The sequence below is a fragment of the Photorhabdus viridis genome (assembly GCF_040256935.1).
GTDB classification, from domain to species: domain Bacteria; phylum Pseudomonadota; class Gammaproteobacteria; order Enterobacterales; family Enterobacteriaceae; genus Photorhabdus; species Photorhabdus viridis.
Genome location: NZ_JBEJZY010000007.1, coordinates 1 through 26,484, shown reverse-complemented (window position 1 = coordinate 26,484; position 26,484 = coordinate 1). Strand labels below are relative to the sequence as shown.

Here is a 26,484-nt window from a genome sequence, read left to right as displayed (position 1 = left end):
CATCAGAACTACAGATTTACACTTCGTTACTCACCGATGTAAAGTAACGGATCCGTGGGGGTCAGTTCAGAGCCGCTCAGTCCGTCAATGCTGAACTAATCCAGATGTACTGGGACATCGGTCACATGCTCCATGAACGTCAGGAGCAACAGGGGTGGGGAGCGGGGATCATCCCGAAGCTGTCACGGGATATTGTTAATGAATTGCCAGAGGTCAAAGGCTTCTCAGAAAGGAACCTGAAGCGCATGCTACGTTTCTACCGGGAGTACGCCTTGCCACACATGGAGCAACAAGGTTCCGGAAAGCCCGTATCGACAATTGTGCCACAACCTGTGGCACAATTGCCGTGGGGTCATAACATTCTGCTGATTGAGAGGATAAAGGATCAAACCGAGCGATTCTGGTATGCAGAACAGACTCAGATACAAGGATGGAGCCGAGACTCCCTGCTTCATATGATCAAAAGCAATGCCTATGCCCGGCAGGGCTCGGTTGTCAGCAACTTCAAGAACCGGTTACCCGTATCTCAATCGGAGCTGGTACAGCAGACCCTGAAGGATCCCTATGTTTTCGATTTCCTCACCCTATCGGAACCCTTCAAAGAACGTGAGCTGGAAACGGAGCTGCTCAAACACCTTGAAAAATTCCTACTTGAACTCGGCGAGGGATTTGCTTTTGTGGGGCGGCAATATCGTATTACCGTAAGCGAACAAGATTATCACATTGACCTACTTTTTTATCATCTGACTTTGAGGGCTTTCGTTGTGATCGAGCTGAAACGAGGAGAATTCAAGCCTGAACATGCCGGTAAGATGAATTTCTATTGTTCGGTGGTCGATGAAAAGCTACGACATTCCACTGATCAGCCCACCATAGGTTTGATTTTGTGCCAGACCAAAGACCGGATACTGGCCGAATATGCCTTGCGCGGTATTCAAAAACCAATTGGCGTTTCGGATTATGAGTTAACCCGTACATTGCCAGAGGACTTAAAATCCAGCTTGCCAAGCATTGAGGAATTGGAAGCAGAACTCAGTCATAATGATGAAAACACCCCTAGCAAATGAAAGGGTTTTCCCCTCAATTTGGTTACTGTATCCATCTTCCGTGTCATTATGAAGAGTAACCAATATACTGCTAAGAAAATGTTATAACCGTTGGCCTCATATTGGAGGCCATCTCTCTCAGCGACATAAAAGCATAAAATCATTCTTACTATTATTAAAGAGGTACTTGAAACGTTTTACCAACCAATCCACATCATACTGCTTTTATCTCAAAGATATTTCTTAAAAGTACTTATCATCACGGTAATAGCAACCCCTAATAGAAGAGCTACAGGCAACAAGAGTAAATTAGGATACACAGCCGATGGCTAGGAGAGATACAACAAACAGGGTACACAAAACTCCGGTTTCACAAACCGTTTGGCATGATGATAAACAAAACTCGACTCATAAGCGGCACCATAACGTCGCAAGTCACGTCGGCCTAGTCCTTCAACGACAGCAATGCCTATAACCATTACAAACAATGGCAAAGACAACACCAAAATAGTCAACCGGATAATAAAGGTTATCGTCACATACACCGTTGCCAGCAGGTATTTCCGCAGATTTTGCGCCAACCATACACTTCCGTCGTTCAACTCTTGCGCTATCTCATAGTGGCTCCGAGCTTGTACTGTATGTTGTTGGTTAATCCAGTCCAGTGCACCACTGTCTACAAACACCCACTGATAACTCCATTTTAACCCGATACTGAGCGTAGTCGCGGGCTCTGATAACAGTAAGCTGCGGGTAAATTCTTTAGACAACCAACCGCTTTCCGTGGGCATCACTTGTTGGCTGTGCCTTTCGCCCTGTTCCGGCCAGAAAAAGGCTATCCCAAGGTATTCAACAACCAAACTAAAAAACAACGATACCAGCAAAAAGCCAATGAGCATCCATGGCATATCCCACAGAACCGTTTTTAACGGACCTGATTTTTTCGGTGGCATCTGCGGCGATCTAGCTTTCTGTTGCGTCATCGTCAGCTTCCTCATCAGGCGTCAGCACTGCTGGATTTAATATCACATCCAGGTCAGCCTGACTGCCACCTGGCATTGAGCCCGCTGACCACCAGGATTCACTGGTACGGTAATGTTTACGCATATCATCAGCGATTTTTTGCAGACTTGCCGGCATCAGGTTATCATCATCGGCTGCTGGCAGCGGCATACGGATCTTCCATAACCGTCCCCCTTCAAGCAGAGCAAATGCCTGACCTTTCGGCAAGTTAATCACTTCGGCAGGCGTAATTAACGGTGTTCTGATCGTGCTAACCCGATCCTGGGTATTAGAGGTAAAATGACCGCCTTGCTCTGGACTGGAAATATTGGTAATCCCGGAGACCAAAGTTTTAGTGTACACTTCCACCTCTGGCAACTGGCGGGTTAGCAGCTCGGCGGTATTATTTTCCCTGACCCGCAGCATAACCAGGGTATTAAAATTTCCTGTTACCTGTGCCGCTTTAGCACTACTGCCAATGCGTGCTTCAATATCAGACAAGGTCTGGGTGTAAGCGGTTACCTCTATCCCGGAACCACCCCCTTTGTTAATCAGCGGAATAAATTCATCGCCCATTAGCTCATTGAATTCATCACAATGTAAGCTAATGGGGAGTTTTCTCGTTTTACCTTCTGGCAAGCCATCATCCAGACCAAATTTGTAGATGTGACCCGCAACGGAAACCAAGTCTGCGAACATGGAATTGCCTACTGCCGAAGCCACTTCGGCATCCGATAAAGCATCCAGCCCCACATAGACGATACCTTTCTTACGTATGACCTGTTGCCAGTCAAAGATGGGACGCTGATCGTTCATATCCGTGTAATCCGGTGCCAGCAGTGCAGCTGTTTTCCCCGTGGTCAGCTTTTCTAATAATGGCAACAGGGATGCCACAATTTTGTCAAAATAGGTGCGATCATAGCGAACCGCACTGCGCAACCCGTCCAGTATCGGATCGTAGAGTTTTTTCCCCGCGTCCGAGCTTAGTGCCATTTCAATCGCCCAGATTTTCACTGCATTCGTCTGCCCCTGTATATTGCGTGGCAAATCGTCTTCCGTCAGCAGACCCAGACTTTTCTCCACCTGCTCCCACAATACAGGCAGGCATTGCCTGATAATTTTTTCAGCATAAGTTTCATACAGTTCACCAATATTGGTGACATAACGTAATATCAGGGTGTAATCTGGTCGCTGCCCCAGAGCCACCAAAGCACGAGTAACGATATTGACAAAACGCCCAACAGCATTGTAGCGAGCACTAATATCCGGCCAGCCCAGATGAAACACCTGGAACTCATCTTCCCGCCCGACACGATGCGCTTCCGCCCACATGCGTTTGAGCAGATCTGCATCCCCTTTCGGATCAAACACAATCGTGATATTACCCCGCCGGATATCCTGCGTGATGAGTAACTCTGCCAGCCGGGTCTTACCAACACGGGTTGTACCGAGGACCAACATGTGCCCGACCCGCTCACGCAAATCCATTGATACATTGACTTCATCCGGTTCAATGCAATGCTGGATTGCCCCCCACCGGCGGCAATGGCCTCACCGGGTTCCACGGGGAATCACGTTGCGTCAGACGACATAAGGAAGGCAATGGGTACTCAAACCGCCGTTCAAATGCCCTCGCTAATTGATAATACCGGGAAGGTTGAACATAACGTTCGACTTCCGGGCGCAGGGTATCCAGAAATCGTTGTGTATGTTTTTGTTGCCAAAGAAACCCTTTCCCCAGAAACAATCTCTGATGACTGACGGGCACCTGGTGGCTGGCCATCACATAACGGGGCAATCGTCGGATATTGCGCCGGTAGTTCAGTATACGTAACCCCTGTCCGAATCGGAGACCTGATAACACGCCAAAACCTGCCGCCATGACATAACTGACCGATGGTGACAATGCCACAGCCCACGGCGCTGCGATACAGACACCAGCAGCAACCGCCGAAACAACAGCGGTATTCAGCTCAACAGCCGGACGTAACCGCGCTTCAATCACATAGCGATCGCTCATCTAGCCCGCCATAACACCACAATTGCCAGCAACAATCCCAACAAAAGCACCGGGAAACTGTGTGGCAACATCAGTTCGGATAATATAGGATGACGGGGCCACATCAACGCACCTGCTGGGTTAAGCCAGTATCGGTAATCAACACTGGATAATGCTGTAAGCGCAAACGACGAGCCAAATCACTGCCGGAAGCGGGGGCTAATACCAATCCCTCTGCAAGCTGACGCAGTTCATCCAGTTGTGCTTTATCCCGCACACTAACCAGCAACCCCACCGCCTGCTTTTTCCGAAGGCCAACCAAATTTTTCTTCAACCACTGTTTTGACAGGGCATCATCCCCAATCATGAACAACGCCCCCACTCCCGGCAATTGCAACGGACGAGCGTCAACAGGTCCGGGAGACAATTCCGGCGTTTCCACCGGTAACATTCCGCCTTCGCTTAAATCCGGCGGGGCCACCTCCTCATTTGAAGTGGCGGTCAGTTCATCATCCTGAGCATTAATGGCATCAAAATATGCTGCCGTAGATTGTCCACCTAAATCAGCCACAATAGTCAGTGCAGCCTGAGAACAGGGCGTCAATATCATTATCATTAAAAATAAACGGCAGCGATGACGGATTAAGTTATGGATTAACATCTTCTTTATTTTTCCTTCGGTTCAATCCGGGTCTGTGTCGTATTAGCTACAGCAATATTGGTAGACAAAACAGGATATCGGGTTTCTAGCGTACTCAGTTTACGTGCGACGATTTTCCGATATTTGCTCGCAGGCTGACCGCCAGCGGGATGGTGATAACAGCCTGCCGCATTCAACCAACTACCCGGATTGGATTGATAACAGGTTTTTAGAATACGGGCTGCCACATGAAGATTAGTATAGGGGTCCAAGGCATCCCAATAAGAACGAAAATAATGGCCGTTCCAGCCTAAATTCACTTGAGTAATCCCCACATCAATACGTTTGAGGGGTACGCTACGCATAAATCCCTGCAACGCCTGCCAGACCGCTTGTCGGGTTGCATAACGATAACCTTTTCCAGCCACATTGAGCGTCCACGGCCAGGGGCGTTCATGTTTCTCCTGTGGCAAACGTTTTGCTGATCAGCCAGTGCCAACGCATAAAGCACTTACAAATAACGCCAGCCGCCCTTGATTACCCTGTGCGATTCCGTCCCCCTTCCCTAAATTAACCGGCAAAATATTCGGCACCAGACGCTTCCAGGCCGCATCCACCGCCCGCTGGAACACCAACTCTTTTTCAGTACGGACATATTCCTGTTTAACCCACAATTCTGCATAACGTTGACGCGCTTGTACTGTTTCGGCCTCAATACCCAATGCACTCAACGGATCGAGTCCAGGAGACTGAATCCCCCGTTGTCCCTGCATCAATTGCTGATAACGCTGAAACTCTGCTTCCGTCAGTCCCCACATTTGCGCCTGAATACGGTGGTTTTCAGTCTGCGTGACCTGTTGCTGAGTCGCTTTCATTCCCGTCTCTGTCTGTTCAGAGATAGCAACCTGTGCCGCCGAAGCTGACAGAGACATAACAACGCCAATCAGCACCAACCCTTTCCTCTGGCTGAAAAAATCTTTTCTCATCATTACCCTCCATTGACTGACAGGATTTGACGATGCCCTTGTACCTGGAACAAAGCCTGATGATCGGAGATACTGACCAACGTCCACTCAAATGCGCTTTCACCCGGAGTCAGTAAACGCATTTGAGATATTTGGGAATGAGGATCTGTGTCTCGTGGAATAATAACGGCATAAACTTGTTCTCCCCGACGTTCAATACCAGAAAGTATGAAAGGGGTAACTATCCGTTTCTTCGCTCGAAGAACCTCCCGGTCAGGTGTGCCCGATTTTTTACCCGCATGCTTTTCCTGCTGAGATTTCCACGTGATTAATGCGTCAACGCGCATTGCCTGCTGTTTCACAGTATTTTTCAATACACTCACTGCTTCGGTAAGATCCTGATGCGCACGGCTTAAATCAGTCACTGACTGTACCAGCGGTTTCTGTTGGTCGTTGACAGATCCCTGTTGCGCTATCAATGCCTGATGAAACCGGTCATTTTGCATTTGCCAGTCCTGACGGGAGACAAAGCCGGTATCCGCTTTATCAAGCCGTTCGTGCAGATTTTGCACCTCATCAGGCAAATGCTGGAATGATCCACTTCGCATCAATGACTGAAATTCCACTAACTGATGATGTTGCTGCCGTACCACAAATGCCAGAAATACGATGCTGACAATAACAAGCAATATTGACAGATATCTCAGACATTTTTTTAGCAACAACCTGGATTGGGTCTTTTGAGAAACCGCCTGCCGCAAGCTGTCAATTTCAGCTTCAGACGTCGGCAGCAGAGGAGGTATTTCAGTTGTCATACCACAGCATCCTTGTTTATTTTATTTGGCACTGTGTCTGGCGTACTTTTAGTATTATCGGGTTGCTTGACAAAACAACCAACACAGAAATGCGATTTATTCAGTAGTGATTAGAGTCTAATCATATGATTACCCTGATACCGGGAAGCATACTGGGCAAAACCAGAGAGGATGACGATAAAAAACTCAATATGAAAAAATGAAAATTACACTCCAATATAGAGAGCATGAAATCTATGGGGTACTACATTGGCGTTTATGCCACTATAGCTAATGTAAAACCATCAACCATATTCCGACTAGCTCATTAATTTTGATGCTGGGATACCAACGTTCAAATTGTGCCTTTTAGCTCGCCATTCAGAACTGCCGTTCGAAGGGAGCATTTAAATGATTGCCCCACAGTAATGAGATGGCCGCCCTCACCCTGTTAGCGATATATTGACAGCGTGTGATTTATTTTTTAAGAGGCTACCATCATGAACACGATCGCACTGATTGGCATCGCTCTCGGCAAACATTCCTTTCATGTCCATTGTCAGGATCAATCGGGGAAAGCCCTGCTACGTAAAAAATTCACCCGAACTAAGTTGATGGAATTCTTAGCTGCCTGCTCTCCGGCAACGGTGGTGATGGAAGCTTGTGCTGGCGCCCATTTCATGGCAAGGAGGATCACTGATTTGGGGCATGAGGCCAGGCTGATTTCACCGCAGTTTGTCCGTCCCTTCGTCAAAAGCAACAAGCCTGATTTTATTGACGCGGAAGCCATCTGTGAAGCGGCCTCACGGCCTTCAATGCGGTTTGTTCAGCCCAGAACGGAAACTCAACAAGCCATGCGAGCGCTGCACCGTGTCCGGGAATCGCTGGTGCGGGATAAAGTGAAAGCCACCAACCAGATGCAGGCTTTCCTGCTTGAGTTTGGCATCAGTATGCCGAAGGGGATTGCCGTGATAAAACAGCTCGTCACTGTGCTGGCTGAAAAAGCGTTACAGGATCTAAATCTGTAATATGTTTTATTTCACCATTTATTTTTACTGTGTTAATTCCTTCACCTGTCATGATATTACTCCGATAGTTAGCTGTGGAGCTAAAGGATTATCGCCTTTAAATGGTCTGAAACCATCTTCCACGTATATTCACCAGTTGCAGCATTTACAGCGATAATTTGCATTTCATCAAAGGAAATACGCGAGCTAATGATTTTTACACCATTACGTTTTAAAAAGATTTGCGCGACAAATAACGCTGTTCGCTTGTTCGCATCGTTGAATATATGACCTCGAGCGATGGCTACAAGATACACAGCAGCCAAATCATAAATATCCGTTACCCCCTCGTAATGATGCATATTTAACACACGGTGAATAATGGCATCAGCGCGACCGGGTTCGGACATACCAGCAATGCCACCATCACGCGAAATTAAGCGATCATGAAACTCAATCACTTCCTGTGAGCTGACAAGTTTCATCGTTTTGAAAGCTCCGTGTACGCTGTACCATGAGTCTGCATGATCTCCGCAAATTCAGCATCAAGAGCCGCTTTGCGGTAACGCTCAAAAGCATCTTTATTTACCAAGACGGCAGCGCCTCCTTTGCGGCGCTGAATCTCAACAGGCTGATTTTCATCAACTGCCCGCTCCAGCAAAGATGCAAGGTTGTCGCGGGCATGGCTATAGTTACAAGTAAACATGATTCACTCCTTTTTCGTTCAACTAAATTGTACATGATTGTTGTGCAATAGCAAGTGTGGGAAGGATGCGCAGAACTGGACGGAATGACAGTTGTGATCCAGGGCAATCGGATGAATGGATTAATATCAACCAACAAGCATATATTTTAGACAATCTCAACCAATTTAAGGCGTTGTAGTGCATTTAGTGAACTAAGAAAGCACGTTAAATAGCGAGACCATAAAATCTATGGTCGCCCTCGTTTTTGCAACACTCATTTTGATGAATTTTGGGCTTGCTTAAATCTATCCGGCGTCACTATAGGCAAGGAGCTTACGCCTCGATGAGTTCCGCGCCTGATGAACCTTAAAACTGTGCCGACTTCAAGGAGCCAATTTTTATGTTAGGTTTCTCATCAGGCCGGTAGGCCGTTCATGTCATCACTTATCAGTCTTCGCAAAACCAGTGGAGTAATCGTTAAATAGATTCACAATGACGTCAGTTTCAGGCAACAAATACCGTGTGTCGCGTCGTAATGGCCCAGGCTATTCGGGCGAGTTTATTCGCCAACGCACAGGCTACAATATTAGAATGCTTTCGTTCAAGTTGCTGCTTAACCCAGTCAGCCAGTTTGCCCTTTCTATGCTCGATATGCAGTATGAACGTTCGGGCACACAGCACCAACAGTTGCCGGAGTGTCTTGTTACCCCGTTTACTGATACCCATTAAGGTCGTCTTGCCCCCAGTACTGTACTGGCGGGGAACCAATCCCGTCGAGGCTACAAAATCCCGGCTGTGTGCGTATTGTTTCCCATCACCCAGCTGTGAGGAAAGCACACTCGCCGTGATGGAGCCAATACCAGGGGATCGTCATCAGCCGTTGTCCGGTATCATCTTGGGCAATCTCCTGTGACAGGACGGTTTCAATCTCGGTGGTTTGTTCAACCAGATAGTGATAATGCGCCTGTAACCGCTGCAATACCTGTATCAGATACGGGGGAAATTCATGTTCAGCCAGCACAGTGGAGAGCTGTTTTATCACAGCAATTCCCTTGGGCATAGTTAGCCAAAGTAGATGCTAGTTGATCATGGCCTTCAGGGGTATTTGGGAATGTCATGACAATTCCCTGTGCACTAAGCGCAATTTCGAGTGAAGCTTTGGCAACATCAATACCGACACAAATCGTTTCAGTCATGGTTCTTCGGCTCCCATTCTTGCAAATGCGAATTTAGTTTCAAGCAACTGTTCGGGTTTCTCGAAGAAAAGTAACAATCATGCGTCGAAAGCTCATTAACGGGCTTAATCCCTTGATGGTTGTCTGACTACATGATTGTTGCCAATCTCACTTAACCAGCATAAACCAGATTAAAGATACAAGATGGCCGGAGTACAGTTGATGGTTCTACATTAGCTATAGCAGCATAAACACCAATGTAGTGCCCCACACAATTTCATGCTCTCTAATATAAGATGTTATTTTTCCTGCTTCACCACCACCATAACACCACGGGCAGCCGTCGGAGTATAACGCCACTCATACAGTAAGTTTTGTAATGTAATCCCTGTCTGCCCGCAAAAATGCCCCCACAAGTTCGCGAACAAATGCCGCATGAAAACACCGGGTTCGGCTCCGTGTCAGACACCCTATCCTGTCAGTCGGGGACAGATGAATGATGTAATACCGTTTTTTCCTGTGTCGGAAACCCGAACAGATAAATCCCCGCCAGGACGTTAATCTGCTCACCAGTGCAAAGCAAGGACAACACAACACCACCAAAATAAAAATCAGATATACGCACATGTTACGTTTTTATTTACAGCAGGTAATGACATAAGCTGATTCGCTCCTTTGGTGACCCACAAATTTCAGTCCCGCCGCATAATATCCAGGCTTACATCGGTGTTCAGCGAAATCACGTCCCCCCAGTTTCCATCCTAATGACATTGATTCTGCTGCAAAGTAGCCTCTGCTTTTGTCCACAGACCAGACTGGCAGGACAGTATGGCGCCTTTGCTGTCGCGGCTAATCAATCCGTTGGGTAAACAGGCCGTACCCGCCACAGCTACTTTATCAAGTTGTAAAAACTCCCCTGTCGACAAACGCCCATCAGCCCGGAGGGTACCGCTTTTGATTTGTCCCTCAGTATAAACGCTTTTATTATTGACACTGCGAAGCCAGTTGCTGTCCGACATCATCCAACCACCACCATAAGTTTCATTTAACCAGCCTTTATTCTTTGTCGTCACAATCCAGCCATCGTGGCTACGAATATCCCCCTGAAACTGGCCGGCATTCGCCCGGATATCGCCACTGAAATATCCAGCCTGTGCATTCACGGTAGCCGTATTGTTCAGGTTGTTGCCTCCCATGTTAATGTCAGTATGCATTTTGTTCAGCTCCGGACGACCGGGGACAGCAAAACGGTACAATCGGTCACTCTCCTCACGAGCAGTAGATAACTCATCTACGCTCAATAACACGGCCAGGTGACCTTCACCACTGTTTATCCCAAAATCCTTTAAAGGCACGGTCCATGTACTCATTGCGCCGGTAGCCGTCTTTCCATCCCGAATATATCCCCCAATCCGCTAGAGATATCCATCGATATCAGGCGCAGGGCTTTATAAGGTAATTGGCTCCCTTCTTGTGTCACCACCATTGCCTGCAATAGTGCCGGATCCTGGGTATTGCGCACTACAGCGGTCTGATAGCGCTGTCCTGAACTGTTGGTGTCTTTGAATCCGGATGGCAACAGCCCGGTTTTTCTCAACATATCCGGGGTGATCATCACCGGTTGGGTTATCGTTGCTGAATTCCGCAACCTATCATAATAACGGCCAATATAAGCTTTCGACGCTGCACTGAAACGACTGCTTGGCGCCGCCATGACCTGCCAGGACTTCTCTGTCAGATAATCGTTGTAAATGCGGGTTCCCAACGCCGACAGTACCAGCAATATCATGAGTCCGGCAGCAGTGCCCAGCATCATATATCCCCTATCCGGTCCTCTGCCCCCGCCACAACCCTCTTTTTCTGTCACTATTAGATTACCCATATTGGCTGATATAATCGCTCCAACAACATGACCACACTCCCCAAACTAAGCCAAGGCCCCAGCGGCCCACCTTTCGAGCTTCGATGAGGTAATTGTGCCAAATGCCACAACACGAAACCGGACAGACCAATCAAGCAACCTATCAGTGCCGGTAACCCTGTCAGCCAGACACACAGTGCTCCCATCAGCCAGACATCCCCCATCCCCAGCACTTCACATTGAGAGTGCCGGTTCATCAGCTCGCGTAACACTCCCATCCCAGCAAGCATAAGCACCGTAGCCAAAAGAGTTATTGATACTGACGGCAACGAAATATTGATCAATACACCGGACACCAGACAAGCCAATGTAAACTGACGAGGAAGCCAGCCACTCAAAACATCCATAACCGATAATTGCAGCAAAAAACTCAGCAGCAACAGTGCGGCTATCCGCTCCATCAGCGGCGCTGGTGATAACAACATCAATGTGCCCGACACCACGTACAAACAGATAGCTATTCGTGGTGCCGGATGCACTGAACACATCAACAGACCGTATTCCCCCAAGCAGGAAATTACCCGGTGTAAAGGTTCCCGCCTTAGTCACCCGAGTATCAGCCTGTTCAAATCCGGCGAGTACCAGAGCCTGCCCGGCACGTAAATTCACTTTCTGACTCAGTGAACGTAACCGGGTATACGGCATCTCGATATAAGAATTGCCTTCTTTAGATGTGAATGAACGGATAGTCGGCGGATCAGACAGGTTAAAAGCCACTTGTAACTGAACATCCCCATTGCGCTGTATCAACGGCAACAAAGTCATATTAAACCCGGTAGTGATCATCCCGGGCGTCAGAGCTGTGGTGGCTCCCACATCCGTAGCCGTCGTTGTACTGCTTTGGGCCACATACACCGTCTGATCAGCCATCTGTATCGGAATGGGGGTCAAATTAGTGGTCGCACTTCCTTGAGACGTCACCACACTGACATTCCCTTGCTCGCTCAACGCCTTTATCAGCAGGCTGGAACCGGAGAGTTTTGCCGCCCTCCCTGTGGCACTTTCCAAAATACTGACACCCGCAGACGTTGCCCCACTGCCCATACCGCTAAAACTGCCAGACAGCGTAGCCCCCAAATTATGCAATGAGTTATAAACTAATCCCCAGTCCAACCCCATTTGCTCTTTACGGGTGGTGCTGACACTCAGCACCACCCCGTTCTGGCGTCAACATATTCTCGACTGTCTTACGGATGTCTTCGTATAAATCACTGTTTAGATCAACCGTCGTTTTTTGTGAAGAACTGGCCTCCCCAGAGACAAAATTGGAAATTTTCGCGCACCAAATTCAGCCGCTAATTTTTGCAGCGTGCTACTGGCCGGATTGAGGAACAGATGTAGGTAAATTTTGAAGTGGTGATAACTTATCTGACTAAGAATTCGTTCTGCATCGGCGATATTCTGAAGCTAAAGATGCTTAACCTGTAAATCTGCAACAAGCTCCCCGGTGAGTGACCTACGCCGGTGATACTCCTTATTATATCATGACGACTCCTCCCCGGAGGGAGCAACGTTTTTTGACGGCCTGCCTGTACGTTTGCCTATTTTTAAATCGTTATCGTTCTCATTTGCATTAACAGACAATGAAAATTCATCATTTGATTGAAATAATGACAATAACGTCTGGGTATCGTCCGCAGTCGATGGAGAGGGATTTCTCATTTCATTTGTGGAAGCAGCCGATTGGGTTTCCGGCACAGAATGATGGCTCTTTCCGGTAACAAACTGGCGGCCAGCAAGGCTTATTTTTAGCAATTATATCAATATGTTAGTTATTTTGATAGAGAGTCTTACAGCCTTCCGCTTATCCATACTATCGTACACGGTGATTCAGATAATAGTCACAAGAAATAAAAAACCATAATCAAACATAACCAATCACAATTAATTCAAATTAACTAATTTAGTTATGTTATTTTTTCCGTTGTGTTTTTGCGGAATTTATATATATTACCGCGAGATTTATACAACAAAGAGATAATTATAATGAAAAAAGTACTATTGACCTCAACGATTATTACTGGATTATCTATTGCTTCATTCACAGCAAATGCAAGTGACAAACACACCATTTCAGTAGGCTATGCCCAAAGTGATGTGAAGGTGCTGCTAATATTGATGACTATCAGACTGCTTCTGGCTCTGTCCCTATTGGAAGAACAAATGTTTCAGTTTTTGAGGCTAAGTCTCACGAAAAAACCTCTGTTGCCTACGGTGCAGGATTACAACTTAATCCAATACCAAATGTCGCTGTTGATGTTGCCTACGAATATTCTGATTTAGGTGATAAAGCTAAAGTAGGAACATTTGTAGTTGGCGTTGGCTATCGTTTCTAATTTACCCCATTAAATAGCTATGCCAGAACAACCCCCTGAATATCAAACTAATGCACGAATGTTTAGGGTGTTGTTCTATCCGATATCCTAAACGCGGGTAAATATTACCCCACATATTGGCGGACATTTGGCTACCCAGCTCCCACTGACCGGGGATAAGCGCTTCCGGATAAAACGATTCTAGCAAACCGGTACGCCACGCAACGGTATCTAATGTGCTGAGAAAATAAGGCGCCAACGGGGTGGCAGCACTACGGCAGGGTACTTGCGCACACCTAATTGCCATGCCTGAACAACAACACGATAAGACTGAATCAGTTGCTGTTGCTCAACCGCATCCAGTCAGACGATAGGGGATCCGGGGAAAAATTGACGGAAAGGTGCTGGCTGTCAGTATAGATAACCATTTTCGCATTGGCCGATAATGAGGCCAGCAATCCCACCTAAAGCAATAAAGCCGACTTCCACATAGCACATTTCCCGTTTTATCAAGCACCGGAATAACCCGAAGAAATGCGTTGCAGAAATCAGCCATTAATTAATTTTCCGAAAAATGAAAAAAGAGATTGAAGTGCAAAGCCCCCTGTTATTCATTTGTATTAGCTGAGACCTGATCAGACGGTGTTCTGTGGTAGAGCACGATTAAATCTGACCGTTGTTAAGAGCGAAAAGCAGATTTTAATGCTTACTGCTCAGATAGACTCTTAAAGCATTGAAGCCGCTTGATTGACTCTATTATGTAGAGCAATGGCACGCAATCCTATCGGAACGTGTAGAAACAATGGAAATATTGTCCAAAAAAAGAACAATCCAGCTATCACAAAGATGTATCCAGTAATAACTCCTGCGTCGTACTTTCCAGAAATCCCTTTTGTTTTATTTCGGTAAGCATAACCAATAAACTTTCCCGTTTTGACATCTTCCTCACCAGCCACGACTACGCTATCTCCGCGATTAATCACCCACGGATCAGATACTGTCAGTTCGATGAATTTCTCGATCCCTTGTAACTCAAGCTGTACTTTCCGTTTCGACACTGCTCTGAATGAGGCAATTTTTCCTTCAAGCTTTTTTAACACTTCAATAGTCTCCTTAAAGCGATAATATCGGCGGAATGCCAGTCGTTTTGAACATTTATCATTCCTGCTACCTCTTCCATTGATGTAACCACCTTCTGAAAGTGACATGGTCCATAGTTTAATGTGATAGAACCACGAATTGATGAATATTCAGTTGTAAACTGTAGTTTACAACTGATTAAACCTAAGTGCTAACATAAACGCTGCATCGAGTAAGCCAGCGCTCTCATGGAAAAAATAAAAAGTTTTTATTGGTTGGATTTTCGCAATTCTGTTACTGGCACACCAGCGATTCCCCAATTATCAGTTTCCACTTCATCAATAACGACTATGGTAGTTTTGGGATTTTTATTCAATACATCAACTAAAAGCTGGGTTGCTCCTTCCATCAATTGGCGCTTTTGCTCGGCAGTAACACCTTCACGGGTAATTTTAATATTTACGTATGGCATATATACTCCTTAACATTATAACAGTATGGAAATGATGCTCAGATAAATGAGCGCGAAAAAATTAAAAAGAAAAACATATCGTGCGTGCATTCTATAACTCGTATCGATTGTCGACACAGATAAACTATTAGCAACAAAAACAGCATTAATTGATACAGGAGATAATAATTGAGTTGAAATAAACAAACATATCCATACCTGATAATCTGCCGCACTCCCAGATATATATGGTGAAAAGAGAGACCAAGCCAGACTAAAAAGAATTAATGGATGCAAACCAACTATGCTAAAAATAGGTAAAATGAATAATATAACAGCATATTTTTGCCAATCGTATAAATCGCTCACCCATTGACTTAATTCACTTGGAATAGAATTTAAATAAAGAGAAACTGTCGATACCAGCAAGCTACAGGATAAAAGTAGTAAAATTTCAGAAGATATTGACTGAGTAGCCGTTGATATTCCTGAATTCATCAATGAATGTTTACCACTTAGTCTATCGATAACAAAAATAATACCTGATGTTATTGCCAGACTCTGTAATGAATTAAATTTTAAAATTAATAATGATATTAAAATCCCTGACCAAAACAGCACAGTGAATATTATAATCCGACTCAATTCTGGTAACTCTGCATTAGCATTAGCTTCATCTTTATCATTTACAATATTTACAGGTGTTCTTTCATTTAATATCAGACTAAAAATTAATAGTGGAATACCAAGCAATGCTGTCTCTGATAACGAAATTTTCGGCATTGCAGAATAAACCGTAGCAGCTCCAATAGTTATGGGTATTAATACCATAGTAATAGAGACCATTCGAGAAACAATCATGGCCAACTGTAATCGTGGTTCAACTAATCTTTTCAAACTATCAATAATAAGAGGGATAGCACCAAGACTCATTGGTAGTGTCATAAAAATCGTCACTCCAGCAATAAGAAGCGAATGATAACGAGGCTTATTTTTTACCAATAAACTACGGAGAAAATGGTCAAGAGGTAAAGATAACATTACCTGACGAAGTAAACCCACCCCTAGTAGCAACCAGAATACGTCTAAGTACCGATGCATTAAGTCTGAAATTGAAATTGAAGATAGTCTATTTCCTGAAATTAAAACGATAAAACAAACAGCAAAGATCAGAATTCCACTTCGAGCAGAAGTTTTTTTCCACCAAAAAGATATAGATGAAATCAAATAAATAATACAACAAGATCCAGCAATTAACTCCATTTCTATATTGTTTTTGTGGATACTATTGATGATAAGGAAAATGAAAAGTGACGCTGTCATTATAGGCGTCACATTACATGATATAAGTTTTATCTGCTTAGGCAACATTCTCATTGTCCCAAACTCGGGTCTGGTATTCTGCGAGTTGCTGATACATTTCTTTTACACAACGCCCCGCATCAACCAGAAATCGAGAATTGACCTGAGGACGAGGGAGTACATAAGTATAGAAATTTGCACCTTCAGCCAAATTACCTAATGCCCAAATATTTTTTAATACTTGGCTTTTGCTGGTAATAGGATGTTGCTGAACGTCAATATCTATACCTCCTGGATGATAACGTCGGTTGAGGAACGGGCGAATGGTGCCGCTGGATATTAAGTTACGCATCAGTTCTGAATTATCATCTATAGGTGAAAAGTTAGCTATTTTTGCTTTAATTATAATATCACCTGTAGTTACATTCGTTTCGTTCACAAATCGGGAGTGAATTTCAAAATGACCCGTGCTGGAATTAAGAGTCAGCGTAGCATTTTTCCCTCCAGCAAGTGTGATAATTCCCGCCTCCATGAGGGCTAACAACTGTGCGTTACGTTGTTTTGGCGGACCAACAGCAATACGATTGAATATTGGATTATAATGTTCTAGAAAATATTGGTGTGATTCCGGTGTAAGTCCTGAAAAATCAATTGCGCCACGTAAAATATCTCTGACATCCCGTATCACATCGGTGGCGGCTTTCACCGGACCTTTCACGTTACCCTCTTCGGCTGATTTTAGATCATCCTGTAAGAAGGTTTTAAACCAGAGAGTATAATCGTGCAGATTAGAATGCATTTTGCCTTCATGAGGATACAGGATACGTAATATCGCGCTTTCCTCTTCCTTTCCCGGCTGCCAATTATTTGCATCAGCCCAAATACCATCTAAAGTGCAACGGTACACGTAGCACATTTCTTTGAACAATAAAGGGAATATTTGAGCAGAGAAATCAAGTTGTGAATTTCCATTATCCTTCATATTTTTTCTACGCAAATCTTCGATTGCAGCAGAAGTAATAAATACTGGGCTATATTGGCCACTTGATCCTTTCTGATTTACGCCTCGACTACTAAATGGCAATGCTTGCCGTGAATATAGTGCAAGATTAGGTTCCTTTCCACTTGGTAAATAGGTTAGCTTACCATCCTGATAAGTAAATTTACCTCCCCGCCCCACTGTAAACTGAGATATTACATCATAAGCAGTTAAGCCAATACCTTGAATAAATACACGACAGTTTGGCTTTATCTCATTGAGTTTTTCAATAGGATAAGGATCTGAGTAATAATTAAGCAGTGAATTTTTTTGAGTATTTGAGGACACAAAATGTTGTAAACAATAGTCATCTATTGATGGCATATTCTCACCATGACCAGTAGTAATATAGATAAAATCAACTAGAATCTGCTGATCATTATCCAGCACGACAATAGATCGGTCTTCACATTCAGAAAGTATGTTAATTGCTTTATGATTAATCTGCCTAATATGAATGTTAGATGGCAAATCTCGTGTAAATTCTTGATATGCCCAATGCAGATATTCTCCAAGTAATTTACGTGGTAGATATTCATTAGGGCCAATAAGGTTACCCGTTGATGAACGAACATAATGACCATCAATATTTCGATAACCTTGTTCATTCGCCCACTGATGAAAACATGGACCCGTTCGTAAAGGCCCTGCTCCTTTAACAGTTGTATCTCCAAATAAAGTAATCTGGCAGGCAACTGTATTTACTAAAAGGTGGTCAGGTTGAGTTGGGCTGTGCGCCCCAGTTCCCATATCATTACTATCAATTAAAATAATTTCAATATTATTTTGGAAAGATTGTAATCCATTAAGTACACAGATACGTTCGAGAATACTTAACCCTCTCGGCCCCATTCCCAAAATAGCAATTGTCGTTCGTCGCATTTTAACTCTCTCTTATAAAAATCAATATAAACGCGTACTTTTGTAAAATTGATACTGGCTAATCCCAGCTGCAATAAATAGCGCAACGGCACCACATGCTGTCGCTCTCATCACAGCATCGGAGCCTACACTTAAAACGCTTGTTAATAACGGCCCTATTATCTGACCTATCCCATAGGTCAATGTCACAACACCCAGAAGATTAATATTTTTAGGGACATAGAGTTGTTTTGCCAGTGACATAGCCAAAGATGTAGTACCCATAAAGGTTGCGCCAAATCCGATACAACTCAGGGTGAGCAAAAACGGAATATTGCTGAATAATGTCAACAAAACGCATATACCCTGAATTAATAAATTTGCTGTCAGACATTTCAATATTCCCCAACGTCGGGCGGCCCAAAGCCAACCATAACATCCGGGAATTATGGATAATCCCACAAACGACCATAAATGTTCGGTTAAGAGCGGTATCCCAGCATCTTTCGCCATCAGAGGGAGATAGGTAGCTACGATAATGTAACCAAATCCGGCTAGACCATAGAGTATGGCTAGTTGCCACCAATGCATGATCTGGCTTTCTCCTATTTGATTTTTTGTGGGAGAAAGTAAAGAAGAACCAGAAGGTAATAACACAACTAACATTATTAGAATTAAACCAGATATAGCAGCAGCGCCAAGCCAGAGAGTATTAGCATCATACATATAGAGAAGGCCAACAATAACATATTCATTACCGATAAATATTCCAGTACCAACACCTGCAAATAACGAAGCTATTACCACAGGGCTACGGGTATTCTGCAAAACAATCATTGAACCAAAAATCATCGTACCTGCGCTGGCGACTCCAGCCAAAAATCGTATAAAGATGACTATAATAGGTTGCATAAAGAGAGCCATTGCTAAAATAAGCCCTCCAGTGGCAACTGCTGATATTAATAACATCAAACGTGTACGGCTTGCGCTGTGAAAAAAACCAAATGAGAATAATAAACTACCTATCAAATAACCGGCATAGTTTGAACTGGCAATCCATGATAATTGTACAAAAGTGAATTTATCTTCATTTAGCATGACAGGTAACATCGGTGTAAATAGAAAACGCCCTATTCCCATACCTAACGCTAAAACTAGCATACCAAAGATTGCTATTCGCAATTGATGATGCCTTTCTGATGTACTGTTTTGCTTCATTTTATATACCTACATAACGCGACATATGTTAATTAAATGTTGTATGCATATATAAATCATAATGAAAAAATTAACCGTAATTAATCTCACATTTCTAGCTATTATTAAACTAATTTTTTCAAAAAATAGTGCATCCAGAACTGAATACTTAATAAGTATCTATTTTCTCGCTCTGAATTTTAAGCTCGCTATATCCCACACACTTTCAAATTAAACGTTTTATCATTTCTATTTATTTCCGGTGTCACTTTCTAGAATTTTTTTCGCAAGATATCGCCTGTTTAGCATGCTGATGTTCACCTATATTAGAACAATACTGGTTACTCTAATTCCTTTTCATTCAACTATCTTTCAAAAATTTACTTATTATACTAATTTAAAAAATATTATCACAATATTTATTTACGGCCTATTGTTTTATATATGAAATATAACTTTATTAATAATTTATATCCGTGATCATTGAAAATGCTTAATTTTCCCCAAAATGAGGCTCATGGTATCAATCATGAAAATATTCATTACCGATGAACAAAAAGCCGAACTTGAACTCCTCTATCACACCTGCTGTGATAAGAGGGAGTGTGACCGCATAAAAGCGGTCCTGCTGGCCCCTGAGGGCTGGAGTTCAGTGATGATCGCTCAGGCACTGCGTCTTTATGAAACTTTGACAATTATCTTCCTTCGTAAAAAACGGCGGGGAGCAGTCACAGCTAAAGTAATTTGTTCTTTGGGGAATAGTCAGATTCTTGCCTTTATTGTCCCGATAAATCGAAACCATTGCAGGCATTTGAATCCCTTTTTCACTCGCCTTGTCCCAGTAATATAACTTGGGATTATAGCCGATATCTTTAGGCAACTTATTCAAAACGCGTTTAAAGCCGCGCTTACTGAAATAACGCCACACCGCAGAATCAGCTGTTACTGGTTTTGTATAGTGATAAACTGCTTCAAGTTTTCTTACCCATCTTTACGATTATGAAATAATGCAGTTACTAACCAAATAAAAGGAATTTATATGACCTTTTTCAATACCTCATCTCTGTTCGCATCCATAACTACTGCGCTTTTGCTGACCGGCTGCACTACAAATGTAGGAAAAACGCCTGAAACAGCTCAGTACAGTAAAGCCCATGGTATTTACTGGCATAAAAATCCCGCTTACTCAGTTGCCAAAAACGCATATTCACTTGCGGGTGTTGATGTGAATTTTTCGGAAACAGAAATTAAGCCAGGTAGCTCGGATGAAGCAGGTATTTCAAAGTACCTGATAAATGGCACGATGGGCTACATGGCAGATGGCATTAAGGGACTAAGCATTATGACTCTTGCTTCCCTTTACTCAAAAGAAGATGCCGAGCGCATGGTAATGGAACACTTGGTTGTCTTTGTTTCTAACCCAACGAATCTCCCATTTGATGACCCAAAACTGGTTAAAGATGGGGCCCGATATGCCTTCACCTTCGTAAAAGGTAGTGGCGCTAAGCGAAGCTTTGTGCTGGATAAACAACTGAAAGCGATTGATGAATGCCAGATCAATACTTCCGTAATGGCGAAATTCGACAGTTGTGTATTAGCAACAACACCATCAAAAGATACCGCTTTTGGTGACCAAATATTTGATTACCAGGCGATTCGTCCGGCTACTGGACAGGAGCTGTCTCAGCTCAATTTGCCTAGAGGTAATTATTCCCTCATCCGTTATACACTGATCCCAACAACGATGGATGAAAGTTCTAAAGGATTTAATGGCTTCATTTTACGTCCTGACAATCCGAAAACCTCTCCTCGCATGCCGAGCGTATCTATTAATGGGAAAGATTACTATTTGTTCTCAGGTGAAACGGGGAATAAAGGATTCGCGGAAAAAACACTGGTTGGCAAATGGTGATGTAAAATTTGGGATAAAAGAAAAGGGCCATTTCGGTTCTCATGCTGATCAGTTGACTGATCCGGTGACAGTGTAAAAATCCGGACATGCTCCCCGTTTCCGGATTTTTTTATGTGCATTGCTCAGACCCTTGACTTTATTTCTTGTCACGATGCTACCCGTAACACCATGACTTCTCTCGGAAATTTTCTTGATCCGGAACTTATTGCCCGCAGCCTCTCTGAATCCAGCTCGTTGACATTACGCAAGCGTCGCCTGCCGCTGGAAATGATGGTCTGGTGTATCATCGGCATGGCGCTGGAGCGCAAAGAGCCTCTTCATCAAATCGTCAACCGTCTGAATATCATGTTGCCCGGCAACCGTCCCTTTGTTATATACCCAGTGCTGTTATACAGGCTCGCCAGAGGCTGGGAAACGATGCCATTCGTCGTGTCTTTACGCAAACTTTCTGACGGACACCTTTTTCTTCAGCTTTACGTTTAGAAGCAGGACGACGGAACTTCCATACATAAACAATCGCGGCGATAATGAACAAATATTCCATAATAACCTCCTATTTTTCTATACTTTCATTCTAATATATCCCAAGGTGAAATAGCCATATTTACAGAGCTTTGTCATCGTGCCGCAGATCTTTTATATACACAAACACTCATTTTCGTTTTCAGGTAATAAACCGCGTTCCACCCGTTCACATCTCCATCTTGATACAACAGAAGGGCTGATATCCAGTTTACGGCTATCTGTCTGTGGGACCAGCAATAGGGAGGAAGAAGCCAAATAACCCCTTGACTTCAATGATGAAAAAACAAACCAGTGTTGACTATGGGAAACCTTTATAGTGCTTTAAATTCCGTTCTCTGAAGCGACCTGATTTTTAGAAACGCGCCTTTGGCACATAACCAAAGGCGTGTCCTTAACAGTTCGTATTAGTTGTAGTTTACCCGGCAGTCATAAGACGAAATGTACGGCGGCTGATACAACCCGCCCGTGATATTTCCGACTTTCATTTGCAGGGTAATCCTACAATCTGCTGGAACATTCGATCCAGCCGCATTGACAGTGGCCGAGCCGCTGGCTACATCCAGAAATGCTTCCCATGCAGCAGAATTATCCGGGGTGGTGATGAAAAGGCGCAACGTGATTTGATTTTGCCAGCCAGCCCAATTGAGTCGGTCATAGTTACACAGAATGGTGCTCACAATTCCTCCTGAAGGCGTATGTCCATTCAAGGGAACCAAGGTTGTACCAGAAATATACACTCCGCCTTGAGTTGGTTTAGGACCTAAACCTGCGCGATACCAACTTGATCCGGCTAATTGTGCGAGACTGTCCTCGGCTTCAATTTGCTGTTGTAGTAACTCCAACAGAGATGAATCTTCTTTAGTAAGGTCTACTTGGGTCAACGAAACAGTTTGTCCCTCTTTTAACAACATATTAGAGGGAAGAATCAGCTTACTCATACATATTCTCCTAATTTATATCGAAAAGATAGTGAAGGACATTAAAACATCACTTACAAATGTAACACAATCAATGCGGCTAATTAAAAATTAGGGGGGTAGGATTGAATCCTATTGGTATAAGAGGAGCCAATCGTGAGAACTACTCAGCAAATGAGTATTACCCTCCCCAACAACATGGCGGACGTGGTCAAGTCTAAAGTACGCACTAGTGAGTACGCGAACGAAAGCGAAGTGATAGGTTATAGGCACTGATAGCGTGGGATCGTACTGTGGAAAGCTGGCGGCACAATCATTTAGCAGTACGTGTTTGTAAGGCAGCAGAGATATGCACCAAGGTATCGTCGGTCACGCTCTCCCCTATTTTCTCAACTCATCCACAATATTGCTGATTTTATAGGTGTTCCAGTACCGTATGACGTTAAACACTAAATAGCTGTTCCTAATAGTAGATCACTGAAAAAATAAAAAAGAAAGGAACTCAGTCCAAATTTAGCGATCTGATCAATTGCTAACTATCACAAATGACTAACAGGACTGAGCCATGTCTATCATAGCACCAATACTCCGTCCCGAACGACGCAGAATGCAAAAAGAAATTCAACGGACATCAGATAAAGGGTATGCCCGCCAGCTGATGACGTTGTTATTGCTGCACTCGGGAAAAACGATTGTCGAGACCAGCGAGATTACCGGGGCTGCCCGCTCTTCTATTGGGCGGTGGCTGAATTGGTTCACCGAAGGCGGAATGGAAGCGTTAACCAACCTCCCCGCAGGCAGACCCAAAAGGCTTCCTGTCCGGGAAATGCAGGCGATGTTGCTCCTTCTGATTCAGTTTTCTCCTCAGGATTTTGACTATCAGAGAAGCCGGTGGAGTACAGAACTTCTGGCTGAACAGTTGAATACGCTATTCCAAAGCACAGTGGCGGCTTCCACAGTCAGGCGCTGGTTACCTAAAATCGGCATTGTCTGGCGTAGAGCGGGTCCTACACTCAATATTCGAGATCCTCATCGTGAGGAAAAAATGGCAAAAATTAATGAAGCCTTAGCCATATGCAGCCGCGATAACCCCGTTTTCTATGAAGATGAGGTGGATATTGATCTCAACCCGAAAATCGGGGCAGATTGGACCCTGAAAGGGCAACAGAAAAAAGTGGTGACACCGGGAAACAACTGTAAACATTATCTGGCAGGCGCACTCCACGCAAAGACAGGTAACGTGCTTTATGTCTCGGGTTCTCAGAAAAATTCCAATTTGTTCATCGCTATGCTGGAAAAACTAAAACGCCATTACCGGAGAGCGAAAACCATTACAATCATTCTGGACAACTACATTATTCACAAAAGCCGCCGGACACAACTGTGGTTAAAGAACAACCCTAAATTCAACCTGTTATTCCAGCCTGTTTACTCGCCTTGGGTCAATGTGATTGAGAAACTTTGGCACGCCTTACATGAAACGATAACACGCAACCACAAGTGCAGATATATGTGGCAACTTCTCAGTCAGGTTAAGCATTTTATGGGCACGGTATCACCCTATCCCGGAAGTGGGCATGGAATGGCAAAGATGTAGCACTATTAGGATCAGTTATTTAGGCTCTTGCAAGTTACGGAGAAAACAGTTCAAAGTTTGATGGAATGTCCGTTCTTCGCGCAAACCGGACTATTCCTCATCTCCGTTTTGGTAGTAGATCTGTTTGATATAACGTCCACGCCCGTCACCGTGCCCTAAATCCATTGCGATTAGTGCCAGTGCTTCCCGCTCATTGAAACCCTGTGCTTTGTAATATTCACCGGATTGCTGGGCAAAATAGTAACGCATACTGTGCGGCGATTTCTTACCGTTCAAACCCGCACTTCGGACAACGTACCGATAACGTTCGATGGCCTGAGTGATCGTCGGTTTATCAATCAGTTTGCCGTTGTGTGGATTCATTTCGCGCTCGGCGTAGGCAATCGCGTGTTGTAGTGCTGTCCGATCCAGTATAATTGTTGGCCTCGGATGCCCGCCTTTGGTGCCGAATACTACCCGCACGGAGGTTTGCCCGTTCTCCAGCGCTTTCTTCCAGGTGCCCAGCGACTTACAGGCTTCAACCGCTTCTTTGGTGCGAAGCCCCAGTACATAAGCCAGTTGCATCACCGCCGCCACACTCCGGTCTTTTTGTTCTACCTGCTGAAAAAATTCTCTGAATTTTGTTGGAGTTAGCGCTGTTTTGGTTCCTTTACGGCGGGTATTTGCGATCCCCAGTGCCCGGTTATTTAAACGTGTATTGTCGGTGGCGGCCAGCTTGTGTTTTCCGGCTCGCGCCAGAATCATGCGCAGTGCCGACATCTCATTTTACAGGGTTCGGTGACTGATATGGCAGTCTTTACGTTCAGCAATATAACGCTCAATATGCCGGGTTTTCAGACTGTCCATCTGCCGGAGCCTAATGCCATTCTCTTTCAGAAAATGAAGAAACTGCCGGGCAATGCGTTCACGATCTGCAACGGTAGCAAAACTTCCGCCCGCTTGTCGGGCATGGGTAATAAACTCTTTTCTGAACCGTTCTATCTTCGAACGTGCTGATTTCTGCGCCATTCCCGCCTCTCCTGTTCACTTGCCTGTTTTTCATTCTTTTTGAAACAAATCCCTGCATATCGGTTCAGGTTCACCGTTCCGTGGCGCGTCAAACAATGTGTAGCAGAGCGAGGGTTAGGTTAAGTTTTTACAGGAGTTCGCTACGTGCTCAGCACGGCGGTGGAGTACTCCCCGTTCAGTGCCTGACTTTAGTCAGGATGAACGCCTCATTATCGTGACGTGGTGTGATTTCTCCTTTTTTACTGCATCAGCCTATCGATAGGCATCGGGTTGAAAAAAACGAAATAAGTCGATTCAGGCAGAAAAATGCCCGTGAAAAGGGGTGACTTTGAGTAATTCAGGGTTCAAATCGGTCGTCAAGGCAGACCGGACGTGCTCTGGACGTTGGCCGCTCTCCGGCGTCACTTGGTAATCGCTTCGCGTCAACACAAGTGACGCCGCATAATTCTCGTGACGAATTAAAAATGTAGGTGAATGTTGTACCGGTTAAAATGGTATTGTTCAGTATGAGACGGCTGATGTGCTGTCTGTATTGGAAGATAAGCCGATATCGCGATGAAACCGGGAGACTTTCATTGCTAGACGAGGGTTTAGGTGTCTTAACAATATCTGCTTCCAAAAGTGCGCAGATGTACCGCATTACATGCACTCCCTTTCAGGCTACAGGAGTTTTTGTCCGCCACTTAATGGTTGATCCTTGCAGGCGAGAGATCTTGTATAGTTACAGTTAGATACTGTATCTGTTGAATTGAGCAAGATCAAATTTGTATTTAATATTACAGTGTGAAGAAAACCATTTCCATGACGGTAATGGTTTTCTTCCTATTTATATTAACTCTGCGACAATACAATAATATACGTCATCAATCATGCTCTTAGTTCCAAATTCACGCCGAGTTAATACCATTAATAATATTATGAGGAGCTAAAAATTTTAGCGAAAAACGCCGTAAACCCTCGCCCAGTGCGGGCGGGGATATAAGGCGAAAAGCCCGCAGGGCTTTAAAGATCAATCTGGCGTTGACTGACTCTGAACGTAGGCTCT

The 26,484-nt window shown here is 44.3% G+C and carries 21 protein-coding genes and 13 pseudogenes; 8 read left to right on the top strand and 26 right to left on the bottom strand.

Going from position 1 to position 26,484, the window contains the following annotated elements; translation table 11 throughout:
• Positions 1-50 precede the first annotated feature (50 nt).
• On the top strand, positions 51-1,067 hold the full coding sequence (locus ABR397_RS04045) for a PDDEXK nuclease domain-containing protein (RefSeq protein WP_350304662.1): 1,017 nt from the start codon (positions 51-53) through the stop codon (positions 1,065-1,067).
• Between the two features lie 209 nt (positions 1,068-1,276).
• Here the strand turns inward: ABR397_RS04045 and ABR397_RS04040 are convergent.
• The 6 genes and pseudogenes from ABR397_RS04040 to ABR397_RS04015 form a co-directional block, all read right to left on the bottom strand.
• Positions 1,277-2,029: pseudogene (locus ABR397_RS04040) on the bottom strand (TIGR03747 family integrating conjugative element membrane protein).
• Positions 2,010-4,068, bottom strand: a pseudogene (locus ABR397_RS04035) (type IV conjugative transfer system coupling protein TraD). Before ABR397_RS04035 ends, ABR397_RS04040 begins: the two co-directional pseudogenes overlap by 20 nt.
• A 103-nt stretch (positions 4,069-4,171) precedes the next feature.
• Positions 4,172-4,708, bottom strand: a complete 537-nt coding sequence (locus ABR397_RS04030; protein WP_350304583.1) for an integrating conjugative element protein — start codon at positions 4,706-4,708, stop codon at positions 4,172-4,174.
• A 5-nt stretch (positions 4,709-4,713) separates the two neighbouring features.
• Positions 4,714-5,157, bottom strand: a pseudogene (locus ABR397_RS04025) (transglycosylase SLT domain-containing protein); the annotation flags it as partial.
• Between the two features lie 15 nt (positions 5,158-5,172).
• Positions 5,173-5,673, bottom strand: coding sequence for a TIGR03759 family integrating conjugative element protein (locus ABR397_RS04020; protein ID WP_350304582.1), 501 nt, complete (start codon positions 5,671-5,673; stop codon positions 5,173-5,175).
• A 2-nt stretch (positions 5,674-5,675) separates the two neighbouring features.
• Positions 5,676-6,467: a hypothetical protein gene (locus tag ABR397_RS04015; RefSeq protein WP_350304581.1), complete on the bottom strand. Its 792-nt coding sequence runs from the start codon at positions 6,465-6,467 to the stop codon at positions 5,676-5,678.
• Between the two features lie 479 nt (positions 6,468-6,946).
• Here ABR397_RS04015 and ABR397_RS04010 point away from each other — a divergent pair.
• Positions 6,947-7,456: pseudogene (locus ABR397_RS04010) on the top strand (IS110 family RNA-guided transposase); the annotation flags it as partial.
• Positions 7,457-7,554: 98 nt separating this feature from the next.
• Here the strand turns inward: ABR397_RS04010 and ABR397_RS04005 are convergent.
• The 9 genes and pseudogenes from ABR397_RS04005 to ABR397_RS03965 form a co-directional block, all read right to left on the bottom strand.
• On the bottom strand, positions 7,555-7,938 hold the full coding sequence (locus ABR397_RS04005; RefSeq protein ID WP_350304580.1) for a type II toxin-antitoxin system death-on-curing family toxin: 384 nt from the start codon (positions 7,936-7,938) through the stop codon (positions 7,555-7,557).
• Complete coding sequence (locus ABR397_RS04000) at positions 7,935-8,159, bottom strand: type II toxin-antitoxin system Phd/YefM family antitoxin (RefSeq protein ID WP_350304579.1); 225 nt, start codon at positions 8,157-8,159, stop codon at positions 7,935-7,937. The genes ABR397_RS04005 and ABR397_RS04000 overlap by 4 nt, the downstream gene beginning before the upstream one ends.
• 484 nt (positions 8,160-8,643) lie before the next feature.
• A pseudogene (locus ABR397_RS03995) lies at positions 8,644-9,205 on the bottom strand (IS110 family RNA-guided transposase); the annotation flags it as partial.
• Positions 9,198-9,335: pseudogene (locus ABR397_RS03990) on the bottom strand (IS110 family transposase); the annotation flags it as partial. The pseudogenes ABR397_RS03990 and ABR397_RS03995, both read right to left, overlap by 8 nt.
• A 278-nt stretch (positions 9,336-9,613) precedes the next feature.
• The gene (locus ABR397_RS03985; protein ID WP_350304577.1) at positions 9,614-9,751 is read right to left on the bottom strand and encodes a hypothetical protein; all 138 of its coding nucleotides are present in this window, start codon (positions 9,749-9,751) and stop codon (positions 9,614-9,616) included.
• Positions 9,752-10,075: 324 nt separating this feature from the next.
• Positions 10,076-11,028, bottom strand: a pseudogene (gene pilV, locus ABR397_RS03980) (shufflon system plasmid conjugative transfer pilus tip adhesin PilV).
• 155 nt (positions 11,029-11,183) lie between these two features.
• On the bottom strand, positions 11,184-11,582 hold the full coding sequence (locus ABR397_RS03975) for a prepilin peptidase (protein ID WP_350304576.1): 399 nt from the start codon (positions 11,580-11,582) through the stop codon (positions 11,184-11,186).
• Positions 11,583-11,736: 154 nt separating this feature from the next.
• Positions 11,737-12,502 (bottom strand): annotated as a pseudogene (locus ABR397_RS03970) (secretin N-terminal domain-containing protein); the annotation flags it as partial.
• A gap of 215 nt (positions 12,503-12,717) precedes the next feature.
• Positions 12,718-12,990 (bottom strand): hypothetical protein, encoded by a 273-nt coding sequence (locus tag ABR397_RS03965; RefSeq protein ID WP_350304575.1) that lies wholly within the window; start codon positions 12,988-12,990, stop codon positions 12,718-12,720.
• 359 nt (positions 12,991-13,349) lie between these two features.
• Between ABR397_RS03965 and ABR397_RS24960 the strand changes: the two genes are divergently transcribed.
• Positions 13,350-13,571 (top strand): Ail/Lom family outer membrane beta-barrel protein, encoded by a 222-nt coding sequence (locus ABR397_RS24960; protein WP_407072857.1) that lies wholly within the window; start codon positions 13,350-13,352, stop codon positions 13,569-13,571.
• An 82-nt stretch (positions 13,572-13,653) separates the two neighbouring features.
• Here ABR397_RS24960 and ABR397_RS03955 read toward each other — a convergent pair.
• The 7 genes and pseudogenes from ABR397_RS03955 to ABR397_RS03925 all read right to left on the bottom strand — a co-directional run.
• Positions 13,654-13,830: pseudogene (locus tag ABR397_RS03955) on the bottom strand (TraU family protein); the annotation flags it as partial.
• Complete coding sequence (locus ABR397_RS03950; RefSeq protein WP_350304661.1) at positions 13,782-13,886, bottom strand: DUF1525 domain-containing protein; 105 nt, start codon at positions 13,884-13,886, stop codon at positions 13,782-13,784. The pseudogene ABR397_RS03955 and the gene ABR397_RS03950, both read right to left, overlap by 49 nt.
• A 389-nt stretch (positions 13,887-14,275) precedes the next feature.
• A complete protein-coding gene (locus ABR397_RS03945; RefSeq protein ID WP_350304574.1) occupies positions 14,276-14,650 on the bottom strand; it encodes a hypothetical protein in 375 nt (124 codons plus the stop codon).
• 248 nt (positions 14,651-14,898) lie between these two features.
• Entirely contained in the window at positions 14,899-15,102 is a 204-nt protein-coding gene (locus ABR397_RS03940; protein WP_338884203.1) for a 4-oxalocrotonate tautomerase family protein, read from the bottom strand.
• A gap of 15 nt (positions 15,103-15,117) precedes the next feature.
• Positions 15,118-16,452: a hypothetical protein gene (locus ABR397_RS03935; protein ID WP_350304573.1), complete on the bottom strand. Its 1,335-nt coding sequence runs from the start codon at positions 16,450-16,452 to the stop codon at positions 15,118-15,120.
• A complete protein-coding gene (locus tag ABR397_RS03930; protein ID WP_350304572.1) occupies positions 16,442-18,304 on the bottom strand; it encodes an FAD/NAD(P)-binding protein in 1,863 nt (620 codons plus the stop codon). Before ABR397_RS03930 ends, ABR397_RS03935 begins: the two co-directional genes overlap by 11 nt.
• 21 nt (positions 18,305-18,325) lie before the next feature.
• Entirely contained in the window at positions 18,326-19,501 is a 1,176-nt protein-coding gene (locus tag ABR397_RS03925; RefSeq protein ID WP_350304571.1) for an MFS transporter, read from the bottom strand.
• A gap of 508 nt (positions 19,502-20,009) precedes the next feature.
• Between ABR397_RS03925 and ABR397_RS03920 the strand changes: the two are divergent.
• Positions 20,010-20,168, top strand: a pseudogene (locus ABR397_RS03920) (IS630 family transposase); the annotation flags it as partial.
• On the opposite strand, the gene ABR397_RS25415 reads toward ABR397_RS03920, so the two are convergent.
• Positions 20,130-20,408 carry a hypothetical protein gene (locus ABR397_RS25415; RefSeq protein WP_455430654.1) on the bottom strand — a complete coding sequence of 93 codons (279 nt, stop codon included), beginning with the start codon at positions 20,406-20,408 and terminating at the stop codon, positions 20,130-20,132. The pseudogene ABR397_RS03920 and the gene ABR397_RS25415 overlap by 39 nt on opposite strands.
• Positions 20,409-20,519: 111 nt before the next feature.
• Here ABR397_RS25415 and ABR397_RS03915 point away from each other — a divergent pair, with 111 nt between their 5' ends.
• Together ABR397_RS03915 and ABR397_RS03910 are read left to right on the top strand one after the other, a co-directional pair.
• Positions 20,520-21,392, top strand: coding sequence for a hypothetical protein (locus ABR397_RS03915; protein ID WP_350304570.1), 873 nt, complete (start codon positions 20,520-20,522; stop codon positions 21,390-21,392).
• Positions 21,393-21,503: 111 nt separating this feature from the next.
• A pseudogene (locus ABR397_RS03910) lies at positions 21,504-21,838 on the top strand (transposase domain-containing protein); the annotation flags it as partial.
• A gap of 483 nt (positions 21,839-22,321) precedes the next feature.
• On the opposite strand, the gene ABR397_RS03905 reads toward ABR397_RS03910, so the two are convergent.
• Complete coding sequence (locus tag ABR397_RS03905; RefSeq protein WP_350304569.1) at positions 22,322-22,798, bottom strand: hypothetical protein; 477 nt, start codon at positions 22,796-22,798, stop codon at positions 22,322-22,324.
• A 192-nt stretch (positions 22,799-22,990) separates the two neighbouring features.
• On the opposite strand from ABR397_RS03905, the pseudogene ABR397_RS24955 reads away from it, so the two are divergent.
• Positions 22,991-23,247: pseudogene (locus ABR397_RS24955) on the top strand (ribbon-helix-helix domain-containing protein).
• Positions 23,248-23,399: 152 nt separating this feature from the next.
• A complete protein-coding gene (locus tag ABR397_RS03895) occupies positions 23,400-24,431 on the top strand; it encodes an IS630 family transposase (RefSeq protein ID WP_350304568.1) in 1,032 nt (343 codons plus the stop codon).
• Positions 24,432-24,521: 90 nt separating this feature from the next.
• On the opposite strand, the pseudogene ABR397_RS03890 reads toward ABR397_RS03895, so the two are convergent.
• Positions 24,522-25,439, bottom strand: a pseudogene (locus ABR397_RS03890) (integrase domain-containing protein).
• Positions 25,440-25,733: 294 nt separating this feature from the next.
• Positions 25,734-25,868, bottom strand: coding sequence for a hypothetical protein (locus tag ABR397_RS03885; RefSeq protein ID WP_350304567.1), 135 nt, complete (start codon positions 25,866-25,868; stop codon positions 25,734-25,736).
• Between the last annotated feature and the right edge of the window lie 616 nt (positions 25,869-26,484).

Excerpts from the sequence above, each read along its gene's own strand:
- ABR397_RS04030 (WP_350304583.1), bottom strand. The coding sequence starts at position 4,708 with ATGTTAATCCATAACTTAATCCGTCATCGCTGCCGTTTATTTTTAATG.
- ABR397_RS04020 (WP_350304582.1), bottom strand. The coding sequence starts at position 5,673 with ATGAGAAAAGATTTTTTCAGCCAGAGGAAAGGGTTGGTGCTGATTGGC.
- ABR397_RS04015 (WP_350304581.1), bottom strand. The coding sequence starts at position 6,467 with ATGACAACTGAAATACCTCCTCTGCTGCCGACGTCTGAAGCTGAAATT.
- ABR397_RS04005 (WP_350304580.1), bottom strand. The coding sequence starts at position 7,938 with ATGAAACTTGTCAGCTCACAGGAAGTGATTGAGTTTCATGATCGCTTA.
- ABR397_RS04000 (WP_350304579.1), bottom strand. The coding sequence starts at position 8,159 with ATGTTTACTTGTAACTATAGCCATGCCCGCGACAACCTTGCATCTTTG.
- ABR397_RS03985 (WP_350304577.1), bottom strand. The coding sequence starts at position 9,751 with ATGCGGCATTTGTTCGCGAACTTGTGGGGGCATTTTTGCGGGCAGACA.
- ABR397_RS03975 (WP_350304576.1), bottom strand. The coding sequence starts at position 11,582 with ATGGATGTTTTGAGTGGCTGGCTTCCTCGTCAGTTTACATTGGCTTGT.
- ABR397_RS03940 (WP_338884203.1), bottom strand. The coding sequence starts at position 15,102 with ATGCCATACGTAAATATTAAAATTACCCGTGAAGGTGTTACTGCCGAG.
- ABR397_RS03935 (WP_350304573.1), bottom strand. The coding sequence starts at position 16,452 with ATGTTGCCTAAGCAGATAAAACTTATATCATGTAATGTGACGCCTATA.
- ABR397_RS03930 (WP_350304572.1), bottom strand. The coding sequence starts at position 18,304 with ATGCGACGAACGACAATTGCTATTTTGGGAATGGGGCCGAGAGGGTTA.
- ABR397_RS03925 (WP_350304571.1), bottom strand. The coding sequence starts at position 19,501 with ATGAAGCAAAACAGTACATCAGAAAGGCATCATCAATTGCGAATAGCA.
- ABR397_RS03915 (WP_350304570.1), top strand. The coding sequence starts at position 20,520 with ATGACCTTTTTCAATACCTCATCTCTGTTCGCATCCATAACTACTGCG.
- ABR397_RS03895 (WP_350304568.1), top strand. The coding sequence starts at position 23,400 with ATGTCTATCATAGCACCAATACTCCGTCCCGAACGACGCAGAATGCAA.